The organism is Streptomyces sp. PT12 (genome assembly GCF_003311645.1).
Classification (GTDB): domain Bacteria; phylum Actinomycetota; class Actinomycetes; order Streptomycetales; family Streptomycetaceae; genus Streptomyces.
On sequence record NZ_QEST01000179.1, the window covers coordinates 19,671 to 38,530 of the forward strand.

The window sequence follows — 18,860 nt, forward strand, 5'->3', positions numbered from 1 at the left end:
CGGGCGCCGTTCTTCGCTGTCAGAGCATCAGCAGCAGTCGTGTGTTCGCCACGAGCTTTCGGTTCACGCTGGTGCTCTGCACGAAGATGGTGAAGTCGTCGTTGTGGTCGGGCTTCACGCGGACCTCCACGTCCGGCAGGCCGAGCAGGGCCCGGGCCTCGGGCCCCGTGTACACCCGGTCGGTCTTCTTCTCCAGCACCGCTATCCGCTTGCGCGCCTGGATCTTCTCCGACTTGCTCAGCTGGTAGAACGCGCCACCGGTGCGGTAGGTGTGGCCGCATTCGACGACCCAGTCGCGTATCGCCGCGTCACGAGCCACCTGGATCAGCTGGTACTTCGACGGATCCACCGGGGCGAGACCAGCCGCCTCGATGGTGGTCTTGTTGACCGCCTCCGCCCCCACGGAGAACACCGCCCGCGATCCCCTGATGCCCTTGGTGCGGCCCACCATGAATTTCTCGGTGGCCTGCTGGATGACCTGCCCGGCCTCCTCGAGCCCCTGGGTGCTCGTGGCGTCCCATATCGCGATGTTGTCCTTGGGGAAACCGCACTGCGTGGCCTCGCGCTTGCCCATCTGATCGGGCACGAGGACGGCCAGGGTCCAGTTGTCCTCCTGCGTCTCGATCAGCTCGGCCACACTCCTGACCAGCTCACGCGGATCCCTGGCGGGGGCCTCGGGGCCGCGGTGGCTCGCGTTCTCCTGTCCGTCGGTGAGCACGAACGTCAGAAAGCTGTGGTCGCCGTAGAGCTGAGCCGTCTGCGCCAGCTCACGCTGCGACTTCAGGGTGGCCGCCAGCAGGGCCGTCATCCCGCCCACCCGGTACAGCTGCTTCAACGACGGCATCCGCAGCACGTCCTTGTCATAGATGACGCACCGCACCGTGTCCGAGAAGACATACACCGTGACGCGGGTTTCCTGGTCCAGCTCCCTCGACCGGCGGGCGAGATAGGCGATCTGCTGATCGGCGACCTCGACGACCTTGCGGCTCAGATGGGACATCGACGAACTGGCGTCCAGCACAAGGGCGACATGATTGATGTAATTCTGGATTCCGGACATGGAAGCTCCCCTTCTCCCCGGCTTTCCCCGACTCGGTGCGCCTATCGTGTCACCCGCCACTGACAATCGATCTTGGTCGGTGGCTGAGACCTCGTCAGGGGTGGCGGAGCCGGGTGTCGGCCAGGACGACACCGGCCGCGGCGCGGGACGGGTGGTCGCTGCGGGTGATCAGGCCCTCGAGCACCCGGCCGCGGGTGGTCTCGATCTGCGCGATCACGATGGCGCGGGCGCGGTCGCCGTCCCTGGCGAGCAGCGCGTCGTGCAGGTCGTGGTGCTCGTGCATCATCTCCGACGCGCTGTCGCGGTCGCCGAGGCCGATGAAGAACAGCCGCTGCATCTCCTCGAGGAGGATCTGAAGGGAACGCGCCAGCCGCTCGTTGCCGCTGGCGCGGGCGATGCGGACGTGGAACTCGCGGTTGTCCTGGAGAAACGTCTCGTAGCTCGCCGTGTCCCCCGGCACATAGGTGCGGTGGGCCAGCGCGTGCAGCGCCTCGAGCTCTTCGCGCGGCGCCCGCCGCGCCGCCAGCTCGACCGCCGCGGGCTCAAGGAGCAGGCGCATCTCGAACAGGTCGCGGACACTGGCCAGCGTGACGGTGGCGACGCGGTAGCCCCGGCGGGGCCGCACCTCGACAAAGCCCTCCTGCACCAGGCGGCGCAGGGCCTCCCGGACCGGGGAGCGGCCGAAGCCGGTGGATTCGCTGAGCGCCACCTCACGCAGCTCCTCGCCGGGGGCCAGCTCGCTGGTGAGGATGAGGTGCTTGAGGTGCTGGTGGGCGCTGTCCGTCGCGGTGGCGCGCTGGCCGACGCCGTGCGCCGAGGCCGTCATGAGCCGTCCACCTCTGCCGTCCAGCCCTCTGTCAGTCCCTCTGCCGGTGAAGACCCGTCGATCCTACCGCAGCGTCCCCGCGCTCACGCCGGGGTCAGGGCCTCGGGGGGCCAGGGGGCCAGGGGGCGGTCGGGGGCCAGGAAGCGCACGTCGCGGGCGGTGCCGCCCTCGTCGACGAGGTCGGCGAGCACGTCGCCGATCGCGGGCGCGAACTTGAAGCCCGCCCCCGAGAAGCCGCAGGCGAGCAGGATCCTCGGGGTGCCGGGCGCGGGGCCGAGCAGGGGCTGGCCGTCGGTCGTGTAGCCCTCGACGCCGACCGTGGTGGCGACCGGGTCGGGGTGCAGCCCGGGGAAGAAGCGGGACACGGTGGCGTGGAAGTGATCGAGCAGGCCGCGGCCCACGGTCAGCGGCACATGGTCGGTGTCGTGGACCACCGGGTGGCCCGCCGTGTAGATCCCGATCTTGACGGTGGCGCCGTCGACGGTGGGGAAGCCATAGGCGGTGACGTCGCCGACGCGGTCGAAGACGGGGAACGCGCCGGGCGCGTAGGCGCGCACGTCGTCGGGCAGGTACCAGCCCTGGACCAGGCGCCGCGGCAGCACGGTCGCCCGGGCCGCGGGGTGGACGTCGCGGGCCCGCGCGCCGGGGGCGACGACGACGAGGCCGTCACGGCGTTCATCGTGCACGAGCAGACCTACGCGGCGCACCGGACCTCCGTCAGCGGCTTCGTCGACGACCCGCTCGCCCGCTACGCCGTCACCGCCGATGTGACCCTGGGCCGCTCGTAGCCGCGAAGCGGCGCCAGGACAACGCGGCGCCAGGACAACGCAGCGCCAGGACAACGCAGCGCAAGAACCACGAGCGCGAGGAGACCACACGCCATGCGACTGACCGGATTCACCCCGAAATACATCACCTTCGACTGCTACGGCACCCTCACCACCTTCCCGATGGCCCCGGCCGTGCTGCCGCTGATCGAGGGCCGCGTCGCCCCCGAGGATGTCCCCCTCTTCGTCAAGGACTTCCGCGCCTACCGCATGGACGAGGTGCTCGGCCCCTACAAGCCCTACCAGCGCGTGCTGCGCGACTCATGGCAGCGCGCCTGCAACCGCTGGCGCATCCAGTACCGGGCGTCGGACGCCGACGCGATCGTCGACGCGGTCGGCTCCTTCGGGCCGCACCCCGAGGTCCCCGCGGCGCTGGCCACGCTGTCCGCCGCCTACCCGCTGGTGATCCTCTCCAACGCCGCCGACGCCATGCTCACGCACAACGTGGACCGGCTCGGCGCCGACTTCCACCGGGTGTTCACCGCGGAGCAGGCCCGCGCGTACAAGCCCAGATACCAGGCGTTCGAGTACCTGCTCGACCAGCTCGACGTGGGCAGGGAGGAGATCCTGCACGTCTCCTCGCACCTCTGGTACGACCTGATCCCGGCCCATGAGCTGCGGATCACGCACAAGGTCTATGTCAACCGCGGCTACGACCCCTCCGTGCCGTTCTACGAGTTCGCCGAGACCGAGGACCTGGCGGGCCTGCCCGCGCTGCTCGGCCTGTGAAGCCCCGACCCATGAGATACGGGGGAGATCCCATGAAGCTCGTCTCGTACTGGCTGGACACCGCCGAACCGGCGGGTGACTTCCGGCGCACCGAACTGCCATCCCGCGCCGACGTCGTCGTCGTCGGCGCGGGCCTGACCGGGCTGTCCACGGCCGTGCACCTCGCGCGGCGCGGGGCCGAGGTGGCGCTGGTGGACGCGCACACCGTCGGCTGGGGCGCCTCGGGCCGCAACGGCGGCATGGCCACCACCGGGCTCGCGATCTCGTTCGCCACCGCCGTGCGGCGTTACGGCGCGGGGCCCGCCACCGCGATGTTCCGCGCGTACAACGAGGCGATCGACACCGTCGAGGAGCTGGTGACCCAGGAGGGCATCGCGTGCGACTTCGAACGGTCGGGGAAGCTGACGTTGGCCTGCAAGCCCGCGCACTACCGGGAGTTCGCGGCCTCGGCCGAGCTGATGGGCTCGCTCGCCGGGCAGGAGGTGCGCCTGGTGCCGCCGTCCCGCATCCGCGAGGAGATCGGCAGCTCCTACTACCACGGCGCCATGGTGGACCCACTCGGCGCCGGGGTGCACGTGGGGCGGCTGACGGCCGGTCTCGCCGGGGCCGCGGCGGCCCGCGGCGTGTGCCTGCACGAGGAGGCCCCCGTCAGGGAGCTGATCAGGCGCGGCCCCCACGCGCACGACGTGCGCACCGACCGGGGCACGATCCGCGCCGGTCAGGTGGTGATCGCCACCAGCGGCTACACCGGGGGGCTGATCCCGTGGCTGCGCCGCAGGATCGTGCCGGTCGGCAGCTTCATCATCGTCACCGAGCCGCTGCGACAGGCCGTCGCCGATGAGCTGCTGCCCCGTCGGCGCGTCGCCTCCGACAGCAAGCACCTGCTCTACTACTTCCGCGTCACGCCCGACAACCGGCTGCTGTTCGGCGGCAGGGCGCGGTTCTCCGCCTCCCACCACGACCGCGGGCTGCGCAGCGGACGCATCCTGACGCACGCCATGACGGAGGTCTTCCCCGTCCTGGCCGGGACGCGGGTCGACTACTGCTGGGGCGGCCTCGTGGACATGACGCTGGACCGGATGGTGCACGCCGGGGAGCGCGACGGCGTCTTCTACTCGGTCGGCTACAGCGGGCACGGGGTGCAGATGGCCACCCACATGGGGAAGGTGCTGGCGCGGGTGCTCGCCGGGGAGCCGACGGCCAACCCGTGGCGCGACCTGGCGTTCCGTGCCGTGCCTGGCCATGTCGGGCCGCCGTGGTTCCTGCCGCCGGCGGGCGCCTTCTACAAGTTCCTCGACGCCGTCAGCTGACGCGAAGGGCGGGCCCGAGATGACCTTCCTCGTCAAACGACTGCTGGTACTGGCCTTCACCCTCTTCGTGGTGTCGTTTCTGGTGTTCCTCATCCCCTATCTGACGCCAGGGGACCCGGCCAGGAAGATCCTGCGGGCCCGGGTCGGCGACCTGAACGCGGACCCCGAGGCGCTGGCGGGCCTGCGGGAGGCCCATGGCCTGGACCGGCCGCTGCTGGTGCAGTACGGGGACTGGCTCGGCGGCGCGCTGCGCGGCGACCTGGGCCTGTCGTACACCAGCAGGACCCCGGTGGTCGACACGCTCGGCGGCGCGCTGACCGTGACGGCCGTGCTCGCGATCAGCACGCTGCTGCTCGCGCTGCTCGTGGCGGTGCCACTGGGGTCGCTCGCCGCGATCAGGCGCGGCACCCCGGCGGACACCGCGATCACGACCGTGACGCAGGCGTTCGTGGCCGTTCCCGAGTACTGGCTCGCCCCGGTGCTGGTCCTGGTGTTCTCCCTCCAGCTCGGCGTGCTGCCGTCGGCGGGCTGGGAGGGACCGGCGTCGATGGTGCTGCCGTGCCTGACTCTGGCGCTGCGCCCGATGAGCTACTTCACGCAGGTGACGCGGGCGTCCATGATCGACGTGCTGGGGTCGCCGCACATCACCGCGGCCAGAGCCAGGGGCCTGGGCTTCGGGGCCACGATGCTCAGGCACGGGGTCCGCAACGCCCTGCTGCCCGTCCTCACGCTCTTCTCGCTGTGGCTCGCCGGTCTGCTCGGCGGGTCCGTGGTGGTCGAGGTGATCTTCTCCATCCCCGGCATGGGCAGGCTGCTGTACGAGTCGGTGGTCAACAACGACGTTCCCGCCATCCAGGCCGGGATCGTGAGCCTGGTCGGCCTCGCCGTGCTCGTCACGACGCTGACCGATGTCGTCCACGCCTGGGTCAACCCGACGGTGAGGGCCCCCCATGTCTCTGGCTGACACCCCCGTTCACCCCGTTCATCCCGTTGATCAAGGCGCTCCCGGCGCTCCCCGGGCCGGGGCCGAAGGGCGGGCGGGGGCGCGCCGCTGGCCGCCGAGCCTGCTGGTCGGCACGTTGCTGACCGGAGCGATCCTGCTGGTGCTGCTCCTGACGCCGTGGCTCGCGCCGCACGACCCGGCGGCCCAGGACCTCGGGCAGCGGCTCGCGCCCCCCGGCGACGGCCACCCGCTGGGCACCGACCAGCTCGGCCGGGACGTGCTGAGCCGGATCATGGACGGCGGGCGGTTCTCGGTGTCGATCGCGGCGATCACCCTGGTGATCTGCGCGGTGAGCGGCACGTTGATCGGCATGGTCGCCGCGCGCCGCGGCGGGGCGCTCGACGAGTTCGTCATGCGGGTCACCGATGTGCTGCTCGCCTTCCCCGAGATCATCGTCGCGATGTTCCTGGTCGCGGTGTTCGGCGCCAACTACCTCACGCTGATCGTGGCCCTGGTGATCGGCGGCTGGACCCCGTTCGCCCGGCTCGCGCGGACCCTCACCCTGGAGATCGACGCGCGCGACTTCATCGAGGCGGCGCGCGCCCTGGGGTGCTCCAAGCGGTTCATCGTCCTTCGGCATGTGCTGCCCAACGCGCTCAGCCCGCTGCTCGCACACGCGGCGCTGCGCTTCGGGCACAAGCTGATCACGGTGGGCGCGCTGTCGTTCCTCGGCCTCGGAGTGCAACCACCGGACGCCGACTGGGGGTCGATGCTCTCGGACGGGCAGCCCTATCTGACCCAGGCCCCCGGGCTGGTCGTCCACCCCGGCCTGGCGATCTTCGTGACGGCCCTCGGGGTCACGCTGATCGGCCAGGGCATCGACACCCGGAGGAAGGCCAAGGAGCTGTGAGCAGGTCAAGCAGGTCAAGCGGGTCAAGCGGGTCAAGGGAGACATCCGGCACGTCAGGGGCGCGCGTGCCGAAGCGCACGCTGGCCGCCGTGGTCACCTCGCAGATCCGCGAGCGGATCCTGTCCGGTGGCTTCCCGCCCGGCACGCCCATGAACGAGGTCGAGCTGGCCACCAGGTTCAAGACGAGCAGGGGCCCGGTCCGCGAGGCCCTGCACCGCCTCGTGCAGGAGGGCCTGCTCGTCGGCACCCCGCACAAGGGCATCAGCGTGCGCGTGCTGACCCCCGACGACCTGGACGACCTGTACTTCGCGCGCGCCGCGATCGAACGGGCCGCGCTGGTGCGGCTCATCAGGCGCGGCGCTCCGGCCGCGCTGATCGCCAACCTCGAACAGGCCGTCAAGCAGCTGGCCCTGGCCGTGGAGCACGAGGACTGGCTCCAGGTGTCGGCCGCGGACCTGCGTTTCCACGTACACATCGTCGAGGCGGCGGGCAGCGAGCGGCTGTCCCTGATGTACGGGTCGCTCGCCGCGCAGAGCCGCCTCGGCCTCAACCTGCTCGTCGGCACCTACAAGGGCCGACAGGACCTGGTGGGCGAGCACGAGCGGCTTCTCTCGCTGCTCGCCTCGGGCGATCGGGCTGGACTGTTCCGCACGCTGGAGGCGCACTTCGGGGACGCGCTCGACACCCTGCGGCACCACAGGGAGCCGACGGCCGATGCCGCCGAGCCGACGGACCCCCGGGAGGGCACATGAACGCACTGCTCACGGTCGACAACCTCACCGTCCACGCCGACCCCGGCACCCGCATCATCGACGGTGTCTCCCTCACCATCCACGAGGGCGAAGTCCTCGCCCTGGTCGGCGAGTCGGGCTCGGGCAAGAGCATGACCGCGCTCGCGCTCGTCCGGCTGCTGCCCGCGCCCTTGGTCGCGCGGGCCGACGCGCTGACCGTCGCGGGCGAGGACCTGCTGGCGGCGGGCGAACGGCGGATGAACGCCATCCGGGGCGGCACCATCGGCATGCTGTTCCAGCAGCCGAAGCGGATGCTCGACCCCACGGCCACCGTGGGCGCGCACGTCGCCGAGCCGCTGCGCCGGTTCGGGCGGCTGAGCCGGGCCGCGGCGCGCCGGGCCACCGTCGAGCTGCTCGCCGACGTCGGCATCCCCGAGCCGCGGCGGCGGGCCCGCGCCTACGCCCACCAGCTCTCCGGCGGGATCGCCCAGCGGGTGATGATCGCCACCGCGCTGGCAGGGCAGCCGCGGCTGCTCATCGCCGACGAGCCGACGACCGCGCTCGACGCCACCGTCGAGGCGCAGATCCTGCGCCTCATCGCCGCCAAGAAGGCCGAGCTCGGCATGTCGGTGCTGTTTATCTCGCACGACCTGCGCGTGGTGTCCGCCATCGCCGACCGGATCGCCGTCATGTACGCGGGCCGGATCGTCGAGCAGGGGCCCGCGGCCGAGCTGCTCGCCGCGCCCCAACACCCCTACACCCGCGCGCTCGTCGAGTGCTCGCTGCTGCGCCCCGACGAGCACGGTGAGCTGTACGCGATCCCCGGGCACGCGGGCCCGGCGCTCGCCCTGGCGGCCGGGTGCAGGTTCCGGCCGCGGTGCGCGGCCAGCCGCGCGGCCCACCTGGAGTACCAGTGCGCCGCCGCGGAGCCCGAGCTCGCCTTCTCGGGGCGCGGCTCGGCCGACCACGCCACCCGCTGCTGGGTGGCGTCGCCCCAGGCCGCCCCGTCGCGCGCCACCGAGCCGAAGGAGGAGGCCGAATGAGCGGCGACGCCCCCGACATGGTCGTCGTCGAGGCGGCGACCAAGCACTTCAGGCTGCCGCGGCGCGGCCTGCGCCGTCGGCGCGAGCACGTGCACTCGCTCGACGGCGTGACGATCCGCGTTCCGGAGGGCCAGGTCCTCGGCCTCGTCGGCGAGTCGGGGTCGGGCAAGAGCACCCTGGCCAGGGCCGTTCTTGGGCTGGTCGCGCTCACCTCGGGGCGGGTGTCCGTGGACGGCGGGGACGCCGCCGTCCACGACGGGGCGGACCGCAGACGGCTGGCGCGCACCGCGCAGCTGGTGTTCCAGGACCCGCACGCGGCCCTGGACCCGCGCATGACGATCGGCGAGAGCCTGCGCGCCGTGCTCGCCCAGCACCGCGTCGGCACCCGCGAGGAGCGGGCCGAGGCCGTGTCCGCGGCGCTGGCCGAGGTCGGTCTCGACGACGGCTACCTCGAACGCCACCCCGGGACCTGCTCGGGCGGGCAGCTGCAACGCGTCGTGATCGCCAGGGCGTTGCTGCTCGGCCCCAAGGTGCTGATCTGCGACGAGCCGACCTCCGCGCTCGACGCCTCGGTGCAGGCCCGCATCCTCAACCTGCTGGGCAGGCTGCGCCGCGAGCACCGGCTCACCATGGTCATGATCTCCCACGACCTGCGCGTGGTCAGGTTCCTTAGCGACCGCATCGCGGTGATGTACCTGGGCCAGATCGTCGAACTCGCCGACCGCGACGACCTGTTCGACGACGCCCGCCACCCGTACACGCTGGCGCTGCTGGCCGCCGCGGCCGGAGCGGGGACGGAGGTGACGGGCGAGCCGCCCTCCCCCATCCATCCACCGGCCGGCTGCCGCTTCCATCCGCGCTGCCCCCTCGCGACGGACCGCTGCCGCACCGAGCCGCCACCCGCACACGACATCGCGCCGGGGCACCAGGTGCGCTGCCACCGCTGGCCCGAGACCCGCGCCGCGCTCGCGGCCGGGGCCGGGGCCGGGGCCAGGGCCGGGGCGGGGCCGGGGCCGGGGCCGGGGCGGAGAACGCGAGAGAGAACGGATGCGACGCATGACCACGACGACGGGGGACCTGCTCGGCTCGGGGCGGCCGGTGTGGACGCCACCGGCCGGTGGCTACTGGGAGGGCGCGTGGCAGGGCGGCCGCCGCGGCATGGTCGTCCGCGACCCCGAGGACGGCTCCGAGGTGGGCCGGGTCATGGACGCCACCGACGAGGAGGCCGACCGGGCCGTCGCGCACCTGGCCATGCGCTGGCGCGGGCACGCCTGGCCGCTGTGGCGGCGCCGCGAGGCCATCGGTCACGCGGCCGCCGCGCTGGCCGCCGCGGAGCCGCGGTTCGCGGCGATCATCGCCGCCGAGTCCTGCAAGACCGTCACCGAGGCGCACGCCGAGGTGCGCAGGGCCGTGGAGACCCTGCGGCTGGCCTCGGAGGCCGCGGGCGGGCTGACCGGCAGGACCGTGCCGTTCGACAACTCGCCCCGCGGGCACGGCTGGACGGGCTGGTACACGCGCGAGCCGCTGGGCGTCGTCGCGGCGATCACGCCGTTCAACGACCCGCTCAACCTCGTCGCGCACAAGCTGGGCCCCGCGCTGGTCGCGGGCAACCCCGTGGTGCTCAAGCCCGCCCCGCAGACGCCGCTGAGCGCCCTGGCGCTCGTCGACCTGCTGCTGCGCGGCGGCGTCCCCGGCGACTACCTGGCCGCCATCCCCGGGCGTGACGCCGGGGCCGCCCTCGTCAGGAACCCGCGCGTCGATGTCGTCTCCTTCACCGGTGGCCCTCGCACGGCCGACCGCATCGCGCGCGGCGGCCCGGCCCGCAAGCTGCTGATGGAGCTGGGCGGCAACAACGCCCTGATCGTGTGCGCCGACGCCGACCCCGCGCAGGCCGCGCGGGCCGTCGTCGACGGCGCGTTCAGCGTGGCCGGGCAGAACTGCCTGTCCGTGCAGCGCGTGCTGGTCGCCGAGCCCCGCTATGCCGAGGTGGTCGAGCGGGTCAGCGCCGCGGCGGCCCGGCTGGTGGTGGGCAGCAAGCGCGACCCGGCGACCGACGTGGGCCCGCTGGTCTCCGAGGCCGAGGCGGCCCGCGTCACGGCCTGGATCGACGAGGCGGTCGGCGGCGGCGCGGTGCTGCACACCGGCGGCGAACGGCGCGGCGGCTTTGTCACCCCCGCCGTGCTGACGGGCGTGCCGCCCGGCGCGAGGCTGCGCACCCGGGAGGTGTTCGGGCCCGTCGTGCTGCTCGACCCGTTCCGCACGCTCGACGAGGCGGTGGCGTCGGCCAACGCCGTGGACACCGGCCTCCAGGCGGGCGTGCTCACCCACAACCTCCGGGACGCGATGGCCGTGGCGGGCGCGCTCACGGTCGGCGCGGTGCTGATCAACGCGAGCCCGGACTTCAGGATCGACGCGATGCCGTTCGGCGGCTTCAAGCGGTCAGGCGTCGGGCGTGAGGGCATCGAGGCGGCGATCGACGAGCTGACCGCGCCCAAGGTCGTCGCCATCAACACCGCCCCCGACGCCGCATCGGCCGGTCAGCGCCCTGGCGGCCCCTGACCCCCGCCCCGTTCGCCGAACGGGGCGGGGCGCCGGGTCGCCGGGCCGCGGCGCGCATCACTCCGAGGAGCGAACGCGGTCGTGGCCGCGCCGTTAGGGCCTGTCTGACAGCAGCTTGTCGGGGGTGATGGGGAGGCGGCGTATCCGGGTGCCGGTGGCGTTGTAGACGGCGTTGCCGACCGCGGCGGCCGAGCCGACGGTGCCGATCTCGCCGAGGCCCCTGGCGCCGAGGCTTCTGGTCCCGACCTCCCCGCCTTCGTCGCCGAGGGGCCCGGTGAGGTGGGGGTCGGGCCGGTCGAGGAGGTGCACGTCGATGTCGGGGATGTCGGCGTTCACGGGCACCAGGTAGTCGGCGAGAGTGCTGGCGGCCAGCCGCCCGGTGCCGGGTTCGATGGGGTTGTGCTCAAGCAGGGCCTGCCCGATGCCAAAGACGACGCCGCCGACGATCTGGCTCCGGGCGGCCCTGGCGTTGATGACGCGACCGACGTCCGCGACGGTGGTGAACCGGGTCACGCGGGTCTCGCCGGTGAACCGGTTGACGCGCACCTCGCAGAAGTGGGCGCCGAAGGAGTTGTACTCGTACTCCTCGGCAGCCCCGCCTGGCGAGTCGGCGGTGGCGTCGATGCCCCGAGAACCGAGTTCGGTGAGCAGTTCGCCGAAGGTCATCGAGTGCTCGCCCCCGTGCAGTCGGCCCTCCTCCCAGCGCAGGCCCCCGGCATTCAGCCCGTGCCACGGCGAGCCGGAATGGGTCACCGCACGTTCCTTGAGCGCGGCGATCGTGTTGCGGGCGGCCGCCACGATCACCGGGACGGTGGAGTGCGTGGCGCTGGAGCCCACGGCGGGCGCGCCCGAGGGCAGCGCCGAATCACCGATCTCGGGGGTCACCCGCTCCACCGGGATCCCCAGGGCGTCGGCGCCGGCGACCGCCACCATGGTCCATCCCCCGGTGCCCAGGTCCGAGGTCGCGGTCGACACCACCGCGGTGTCGTCGTCGAGCAGCCGGATCCGGACACTCGCGGGGTGGACGCCCGCCGGGTACGCGGCGGAGGCCATGCCGGTGCCATACAGCCACTGCCCGTCGACGCGCGCGCGGGGCGTGGCGCTGCGATCCGACCAGCCGAAGCGCCGAGCGCCGTCGCGGTAGCACTCGTCGAGGTGCTTGCTCGACCACGGCTGGCCCGTGCTCGGGCTGACGGTGGCGTAGTTGCGCAGGCGCAGCTCGACGGGGTCGACACCGGTGGCGACCGCGAGCTCGTCCATCGCCGTCTCGAGGGCGAACGCCCCTGCGGCCTCGTTGGGCGCCCGCATCGCCCGGCTGAGGGGCATGTCGAGGCGGACCGACTGGACCTCGATGTGCAGGTTCGGCGTGCTGTAGAACGTGTCCGATGTGGCGTGGGCCGGGGTCAGGTTGAAGCCGCCGATGACCGGCATCACCGAATCGGTCCGGTGGCTGACGGCCTCGAGGACCCCGCCGCGGGAGGCGCCGAGCCTCACGTGCTGGGAGGTCTGTTGGCGGTGGCCGACCAGGGTGAACATCTGCTCCCGGGTGAGGGTGAGCTTGACGGGGCGGCCCAGCTCGCGGGCCGCCGCGGCGGCAAGGGGGGCATCACCCCACAGGATGACCCGGGAGCCGAACCCGCCGCCGACGTACCTCCCGATCAGACGCACCTGCGTCGGCAGGACGCCGAGCCGCTGGGACAACAGGAGGCTGTATACAGCCGGGATCTGCGCACCGGAGTAGACGGTCACCTGGTCGCCGTCCCAGACGGCGAGGACGGAGTGCGGCTCCATCCCGATCTGGTGTTGCGTCTGCTGCCCGTACTCGGCCTCCACGACGACCTCGCTGGCGTCGAGCGCCTCGTCGATCGAGTCGACGCCGGGGGCGAGATGCTGGACGCTGCTCGGACTCCCGTCGAGCGCGGGGCCGGCGGGTTCGCGGGGCTCCTCCGCGAAGGAGGCGCGTGGAGTCTGCTCGTCGTAGGTCACCGTGACCAGCGCCGCGGCGTCGCGCGCCTGCTCGAAGCTCTCGGCGACGACCATGGCGATGGCCTGGCCGTGGAAGCGGACGGCCGTGTCGCTCAGGGGGATGTAGCTCTCGGCGAGGGAACGGAACTGGGCCACGACCGGGTACAGACTCAGGCGCGTGTCCCCCGCGGTGTAGAGGCGCAGGACTCCGGGAGCGTCGAGCGCGGCGGCGGTGTCGATGTGGGAGACCGTGCCCCTCGCGATGGTGCTGGTGACGAGGTAGGCGTGCGACATGTTGGCGGCCGGGTAGTCGCCGGAGTACTGGGCGGTGCCAGTGACCTTCAACCGGCCGTCGACGCGGACGGTCTCCTGTCCGACGGGAGAGGGTGTCATCGTGACTCCTGATTGCTGAGGACGGTGCCCGCCAGCGGGCCGCCGACGCCGTGGATGGGCACCCCGGTGCGCAGGGGTACGCCGGTGCCGCCGTGCCGGTGGGCGACGATCTCCGCCGCGATCGACAGCGCCGTCTCCCGCGGGGTGCGGGCGCCGAGGTCGAGCCCGATCGGCGAGTGCAGGCGGTCGAGTTCGCGGTCGGTGAGGCCCGCGTCGCGCAGCCGCGCGAGGCGCTCCTCGTGGGTGCGCCGCGACCCCATGGCCCCCACGTAGGCCATCGGCAGCCGCAGCGCGGCGGTGAGCAGCGGCACATCGAACTTGGGGTCGTGGGTGAGCGCGCAGATGACCGTCCTGCCGTCGAGGCGCTGCGACTCCAGATAGCGGTGCGGCCAGTCGACGACGACCTCGTCCGCGTGCGGGAACCGGTCGGGTGTGGCGAACGTGGCCCGCGCGTCGCACACGGTCACCCGGTAGTCGAGGAACGCGCCGACGCGGGCCAGCGCCGCGGCGTGGTCGATGGCGCCGAAGACGAGCATGCGCGGGGGCGGGGTGGTGACCTCGACCAGCAGGGTCATCGGCTGCCCGCAGTGGCTGTCGGCCACCCCGATGTCGACGGTGCGGGTCAGCCCGGCGTGCAGGACGCCGTCGGCCTGGGCGAAGGCCACCCGGTCGAGCCGCTGGTCGCCGAGGGTGCCCTCGACCGGCCATCCGGGGCGCACGGTGATCATCCGCCCGAGGTGGGCGCTCGGGCCGCGCACGACCGTGGCGACGGCGACCGGCTCGCCGTCCGCCGCGGCGGCGAGGGCCCGCCCGAGCTCGGGCTCGAAGCCGGGCTCGTGGCGGCGCAGGAACAGCTCGATCGTGCCGCCGCACGTGAGGCCCACGCCGAGGGCGTCGCCGTCGGTGTAGCCGAATCGCACGGCCTCGGGGCGGCCGTCCCCGGTCAGCATCCGCTGGCATTCCTCGTAGACGGCGGAGTCGACGCAGCCGCCTGACACGTTGCCCAGCATGGCGCCGTCCGCGTCGACGACCAGGGACGCGCCGGGCTGGCGGGGCGCGCTGCCCGCGACGCCCATGACGGTGGCGACCACGAACGGGCTCCCGGCGCGGGCGCGTTCGGCGAGCTCGGCTGCCAGCTCAAGCATGGCCACCGCCCCTCGTGGCCCCCGGGGTCACGCCTGCTCCTGGAGGGCGGTCAGGGCGCGCACCAACGTGCGGCGCAGCAGCGCGGGCTTGAACGCGTTGTGCTCCAGCGTGCTGGCGCCGTCCGCGGCGCGGCGGACGGCCGACTCGTAGGTGTTGGCGGTGGCTGGCCTGCCCGCCAGGGCCCGTTCGACCGAGGTCAGGCGCCATGGCCTGGTCCCCACCCCGCCGACGGCGATCCTGGCCTGCCTGATGGTGCGGCCGCGCATCTCGAGCGCGACGGCCGCGGAGGACAGGGCGAACTCGTAGGACTGCCGGTCGCGGATCTTGAGGTAGGTGGAGTGCGCCGCCCACGCCGAGCGGGGCACGGTGACGCCGGTGACGAGCTCGCCGGGGCGCAGGACGTTCTCGACCTCGGGCGTGCCGCCGGGGAGCGTGTAGAACGTCTCAAGCGGCACGGTGCGGTCGCTCCGCCCCGAGGTCAGGCGCACGTCGGCGCCGAGCGCCACCAGCGCGACGGCCAGGTCGCTGGCGTGGGTCGCCACGCAGGCGTCGCTGGTGCCCAGGATCGCGTGCATGCGGTTGAAGCCGGTCAGCGCCGAACAGCCGCTGCCGGGCTCGCGCTTGTTGCAGGGGGTCGAGACGTCGCGGAAGTAGCCGCAGCGGGTGCGTTGCAGCAGGTTGCCGCCGATGCTGGCCATGTTGCGCAGCTGGCCGGAGGCGCTCAGCTCGAGCGCCTGGGCGATCACCGGGTAGTGGCGGCGCACGGTGTCGTCGGCGGCCACGTCGCTCATCCGCTCGAGCGCGCCGATGTGCAGCCCGTCGCGGTCGTGCCTGATGCCGCCGAGCGGGAGCCGGTTGATGTCGACGACGCGCTCGGGGGACATCACCTCGAGCTTCATCAGATCGACCAGGGTGGTGCCGCCCGCCAGGAAGGCGGTGCCCTCTCCGGCGTTCGCGAGGGCCTGGCGCACGGAGCGCGCCTGGGCGAAGGTGTAGGGCCTCATCAGCGCATCGCCTCCCGGGCGTCCTTGATCGCGCTCACGATCGAGGGATAGGCGCTGCACCGGCAGATGTTGCCCGACATGCCCTCGCGGATCTCGTCGTCGGAGCTCGCGCGGCCCTCCTCGACCATGGCGACGGCCGACATGATCTGCCCCGGGGTGCAGAAGCCGCACTGGAAGCCGTCGTGCTCGATGAAGGACTGCTGCATCGGATGGAGCCGGTCGCCGTCGGCGAGGCCCTCGATCGTGGTGACCGCCCGCTCGTCGGTCGTGGCCGCGAGGGTCAGGCAGGACAGCACGCGGCGCCCGTCGACGTGCACGGTGCACGCCCCGCACTGGCCGCGGTCGCAGCCCTTCTTCGTCCCGGTGAGCTCCAGCCTGTCGCGCAGCGTGTCGAGCAGGGTGGCGCGCGGGTCGACCCGCACCGTGACGGGGTCGCCGTTGACCGCGACCCGCACCGTCACGAGGTCGTCGGCCTCCGTGGCGACGGCCGACGTGTCCGCCGCGCTCGCCAGCAGCGGGGCCGCCGCCGCGGCGGCGACGACGCCCCCGCCGAGGAAGCCTCGCCTGGACACGCCCGAGGGGCCGTGGTCCGCGTCATCATCTGAATTCATCGAAGTCTCCCGGGTTGGGCACCGGATGGGGCAGCACCGGGACCGTCGACGCGGTCGACCGGCTCATGGGCCCCAGGCTCACGAAGGGAGTTGAACGCTGCCAGGACCTGCCGATCCCAGGCTCGCCGATCCGCAGGGGCGGATCGGCGAGCCGTGGCTGCCGCGGTGCGGGGGCGGTAGACATGACGCACTGATGAGGAAGGGAACGACGGTGATCGATCGGACCGGCCTGGCGGAGTTCCTCCGGCGCCGCAGGGAGTCGCTGCTGCCCGAGGATGTCGGCATCCCCCGCGGGCAGCGCCGCAGGACCGAAGGGCTGCGGCGTGAGGAGGTGGCCGCGCTGTGCCACATGTCGACCGACTACTACGCGCTCCTGGAACAGGAGCGCGGTCCCCGCCCTTCGCCGCGGATGATCGCCTCCATCGCGCGGGGCCTCCACCTCTCGGTCGACGAGCGCGACCACCTCTTCCGGCTGGCGGGGCACAACCCGCCCGCGCGTGGCGTGGCCAGCGAGCACATCAGCCCTGGCATGCTGCGGGTGCTCGACCGGCTCGGCGACACCCCAGCCGAGATCATCACCGAGCTGGGCGAGACGCTGCGCCAGACCCCGCTCAGCGTCGCCCTCACCGGCGACACGGCCAGCCTGAGCGGCCCGGCCCGCAGCATCAGCTACCGGTGGTTCACCGACCCCGCCACGCGGGCTTGCTACGCGCCCGAGGACCACCCGGTCCTCACCCGCGTGTGGGTCTCGGGGCTGCGCCAGGTGACCACCCTGCGCGGTCCCGGCTCGCGCGCGGCGCGCCTGGTCGATCTGCTGCTCGCCCGGAGCGAGGAGTTCAGGAGGGCGTGGGACGCGCACGAGGTCGGCGTTCACCCCCGCGAGGTCAAGCACTTCCTCCACCCCGAGCTTGGCGCACTCGACCTGAACTGCCAGCAGCTGATCGATCCCGTGCGGGCCCACTCGCTGCTCGTCTACACCGCGGCGCCCGGCAGCGAGAGCCACGAGAAGCTGCGGCTGCTGGCCGCCGCCACGGCGCGGACGCCGGGGTGACACGGGGTGACACGGGGTGACGCCGGGTTGACACCGCGGCCAGCGGTCAGCGGGCCCCCGCGCGGTAGGGGCGCCAGCCGCCGAGGTGGGTGATGTCGACGGCGCCTTCGACAGCGCAGGGCTCGCACCCGAATCCGGTGACGGTCTGCCCGGTGGAGAGGGTCACGGGGCCCAGCGTCATGGGCGGGGGCAGCGCGCCGAGGAACGTGCCGAGGGCGGACGGGGAGAGCGCCCAGAGCTCTCCCTCGATCGCGGCACCGCCCGCGCCCACCCGGACGAGTCCCGGCTTCGGGGGCGCGGTGTCGAGCGCATAGAGCCGGTATGCGTCGGCCGTCACGACGTCCCGCGCGAACCTCGCCCCGAGCGCGACGAGTTCGCCGTTGAGCGGCTGGCCGCGCAGGTGGGCGCCGAAGACGGCGAGGCGGGGCCGCGCGTCGGCCCAGGGCTCCGCGGGCACGCCGAGGAACCGGGCGGCGGCGTCGACCGCGAGCTGGTCGTCGAAGGCGTCGGCGATGAACGTGACGCCGAACTCCCCGTCGTCCGTCGACGCCGCGGGGACGGAGACCGCGGACATGTCGAGGAGGTTGACGAAGTTGGTGAACGTCCCCATCCGCGCGTTGAGCGCCACCGGGTCGGCGCGCACCGCGGCGATCGTCGGGTGCGCGGGCGCCGTGGGCACCACCAGGCACTCGCACCCGGCCAGCAGCTCCCGGGCGAGCCGCGCGACGCGGTCGAGCTCCGCCAGGTCGCGCACATACTCCCAGCCCGCGACGTCGCGGGCCCCACGCACGATGCCGGCGACCGTCGGATCGAGCCCGGTGGCGGCGTCGCCCGACGCTTGGGTGACGCGTTCGCCCGCCGCGTGGAACCGGCCCGCGACGATCGCGCCCTCGTACAGCAGCTTCGCCGCGGCCAGCAGCGGCGCGATCGCGACGGGGCGGAGGTCGGCGTGCTCGGCGAGCCGTTCGGTGGCCTCGCGCCAGGCCGCGCGGGCGAACGGCTCAAGCGAGGCGAGGTCGTCCTCCGCCGGTATGCCGAGCACGGGGCGGGGGGCTCCGGCGAGCCGGACGTCCGCGGGCCAGGCGCGGGAGCGCGGGTCGGCGGCGTCGGGGCCCGTGATGGCGCGCGCCGCGCGGACCGCGGCGGGCAGCTCGCGGGCGAACACCGTGATCGTGTCGTAGGGGTGGCAGGCGGGCATCATGCCCGTGGCGGGGACGAGCCCGAGGGTCGGCTTGACGCCGACGACGCCGTTGAGCGCGGCGGGCACGCGGCCCGAGCCCGCGGTGTCCGTGCCGAGCGCGATGTCGACCACGCCGAGCGCGACCGCCACCGCGGAGCCCGAGCTTGACCCGCCGGAGATCCGCTCGGGGTGCCGCGCGTTGCGCACCGCCCCGTAGGGGCTGCGGGTGCCGACGAGCCCGGTGGCGAACTGGTCGAGGTTGGTCTTGCCGATCACCACCGCGCCCGCCGCGCGCAGGCGCGCCACGGCGGTGGCGTCGGCGTCGGCCGGGGGGACGGCCGAGGGGAACGCGCCGGTGGTGGCCAGGCCCGCGACATCGATGTTGTCCTTGACCGCGATCACGACGCCGCGCAGCGGCAGCTCCTCGCCCGCCTCCGCGCGAGCGTCGATCAGCTCGGCCTCCCGCTCGGCGTCTGCCGGGTCGCGCACCGCGATCCACACCTCGGCCCTGTCGACCTCGGCCAGCCGCCGATAGGCGCGCCGCACGCGCTCGGCACTCGTTCCCATGCCCG

The 18,860-nt window shown here is 73.3% G+C and carries 16 protein-coding genes and 1 pseudogene; 9 read left to right on the forward strand and 8 right to left on the reverse strand.

Annotation, left to right across the window (positions count from 1 at the left end; all coding sequences use genetic code 11):
• Positions 1-19: 19 nt before the first annotated feature.
• From DEH69_RS19655 to DEH69_RS19665, 3 genes are all read right to left on the reverse strand, one after another.
• Complete coding sequence (locus DEH69_RS19655) at positions 20-1,060, reverse strand: vWA domain-containing protein (RefSeq protein ID WP_113688297.1); 1,041 nt, start codon at positions 1,058-1,060, stop codon at positions 20-22.
• 94 nt (positions 1,061-1,154) lie between these two features.
• Positions 1,155-1,886, reverse strand: coding sequence for a GntR family transcriptional regulator (locus tag DEH69_RS19660; protein ID WP_113688298.1), 732 nt, complete (start codon positions 1,884-1,886; stop codon positions 1,155-1,157).
• Positions 1,887-1,969: 83 nt separating this feature from the next.
• Complete coding sequence (locus DEH69_RS19665; protein ID WP_258534799.1) at positions 1,970-2,593, reverse strand: FAD-dependent oxidoreductase; 624 nt, start codon at positions 2,591-2,593, stop codon at positions 1,970-1,972.
• Between the two features lie 174 nt (positions 2,594-2,767).
• Here DEH69_RS19665 and DEH69_RS19670 point away from each other — a divergent pair, with 174 nt between their 5' ends.
• The 8 genes and pseudogenes from DEH69_RS19670 to DEH69_RS19705 all read left to right on the forward strand — a co-directional run bounded on the left by DEH69_RS19670 (position 2,768) and on the right by DEH69_RS19705 (position 10,938).
• Positions 2,768-3,442: a haloacid dehalogenase type II gene (locus tag DEH69_RS19670; protein WP_113688300.1), complete on the forward strand. Its 675-nt coding sequence runs from the start codon at positions 2,768-2,770 to the stop codon at positions 3,440-3,442.
• Positions 3,443-3,453: 11 nt separating this feature from the next.
• Entirely contained in the window at positions 3,454-4,752 is a 1,299-nt protein-coding gene (locus tag DEH69_RS19675; RefSeq protein ID WP_369008275.1) for an NAD(P)/FAD-dependent oxidoreductase, read from the forward strand.
• Positions 4,753-4,771: 19 nt separating this feature from the next.
• Entirely contained in the window at positions 4,772-5,716 is a 945-nt protein-coding gene (locus tag DEH69_RS19680) for an ABC transporter permease (protein ID WP_113688302.1), read from the forward strand.
• Complete coding sequence (locus tag DEH69_RS19685) at positions 5,703-6,605, forward strand: ABC transporter permease (protein WP_113688303.1); 903 nt, start codon at positions 5,703-5,705, stop codon at positions 6,603-6,605. Before DEH69_RS19680 ends, DEH69_RS19685 begins: the two co-directional genes overlap by 14 nt.
• 65 nt (positions 6,606-6,670) lie before the next feature.
• Complete coding sequence (locus DEH69_RS19690) at positions 6,671-7,357, forward strand: GntR family transcriptional regulator (RefSeq protein WP_220131306.1); 687 nt, start codon at positions 6,671-6,673, stop codon at positions 7,355-7,357.
• A complete protein-coding gene (locus DEH69_RS19695; protein WP_113688304.1) occupies positions 7,354-8,379 on the forward strand; it encodes an ABC transporter ATP-binding protein in 1,026 nt (341 codons plus the stop codon). Before DEH69_RS19690 ends, DEH69_RS19695 begins: the two co-directional genes overlap by 4 nt.
• Before the next feature lie 17 nt (positions 8,380-8,396).
• Positions 8,397-9,308, forward strand: a pseudogene (locus DEH69_RS19700) (oligopeptide/dipeptide ABC transporter ATP-binding protein); the annotation flags it as partial.
• Between the two features lie 127 nt (positions 9,309-9,435).
• Positions 9,436-10,938 carry an aldehyde dehydrogenase family protein gene (locus DEH69_RS19705; protein WP_220131307.1) on the forward strand — a complete coding sequence of 501 codons (1,503 nt, stop codon included), beginning with the start codon at positions 9,436-9,438 and terminating at the stop codon, positions 10,936-10,938.
• A 93-nt stretch (positions 10,939-11,031) separates the two neighbouring features.
• Here DEH69_RS19705 and DEH69_RS19710 read toward each other — a convergent pair whose 3' ends face one another.
• From DEH69_RS19710 to DEH69_RS19725, 4 genes are read right to left on the reverse strand one after another with little or no spacing between them, the layout of a single operon-like run.
• Positions 11,032-13,296, reverse strand: a complete 2,265-nt coding sequence (locus tag DEH69_RS19710) for a xanthine dehydrogenase family protein molybdopterin-binding subunit (RefSeq protein WP_113688306.1) — start codon at positions 13,294-13,296, stop codon at positions 11,032-11,034.
• Positions 13,293-14,441, reverse strand: a complete 1,149-nt coding sequence (locus DEH69_RS19715; protein ID WP_113688346.1) for an XdhC/CoxI family protein — start codon at positions 14,439-14,441, stop codon at positions 13,293-13,295. Before DEH69_RS19715 ends, DEH69_RS19710 begins: the two co-directional genes overlap by 4 nt.
• Before the next feature lie 27 nt (positions 14,442-14,468).
• Complete coding sequence (locus DEH69_RS19720; protein ID WP_113688307.1) at positions 14,469-15,446, reverse strand: xanthine dehydrogenase family protein subunit M; 978 nt, start codon at positions 15,444-15,446, stop codon at positions 14,469-14,471.
• The gene (locus tag DEH69_RS19725) at positions 15,446-16,057 is read right to left on the reverse strand and encodes a (2Fe-2S)-binding protein (RefSeq protein ID WP_113688308.1); all 612 of its coding nucleotides are present in this window, start codon (positions 16,055-16,057) and stop codon (positions 15,446-15,448) included. Before DEH69_RS19725 ends, DEH69_RS19720 begins: the two co-directional genes overlap by 1 nt.
• A 211-nt stretch (positions 16,058-16,268) precedes the next feature.
• On the opposite strand from DEH69_RS19725, the gene DEH69_RS19730 reads away from it, so the two are divergent.
• Positions 16,269-17,108 carry a helix-turn-helix transcriptional regulator gene (locus tag DEH69_RS19730; protein WP_113688347.1) on the forward strand — a complete coding sequence of 280 codons (840 nt, stop codon included), beginning with the start codon at positions 16,269-16,271 and terminating at the stop codon, positions 17,106-17,108.
• A 46-nt stretch (positions 17,109-17,154) separates the two neighbouring features.
• Here the strand turns inward: DEH69_RS19730 and atzF are convergent, their stop codons facing one another.
• On the reverse strand, positions 17,155-18,855 hold the full coding sequence (gene atzF / locus DEH69_RS19735; protein WP_113688309.1) for an allophanate hydrolase: 1,701 nt from the start codon (positions 18,853-18,855) through the stop codon (positions 17,155-17,157).
• Positions 18,856-18,860 lie beyond the last annotated feature (5 nt).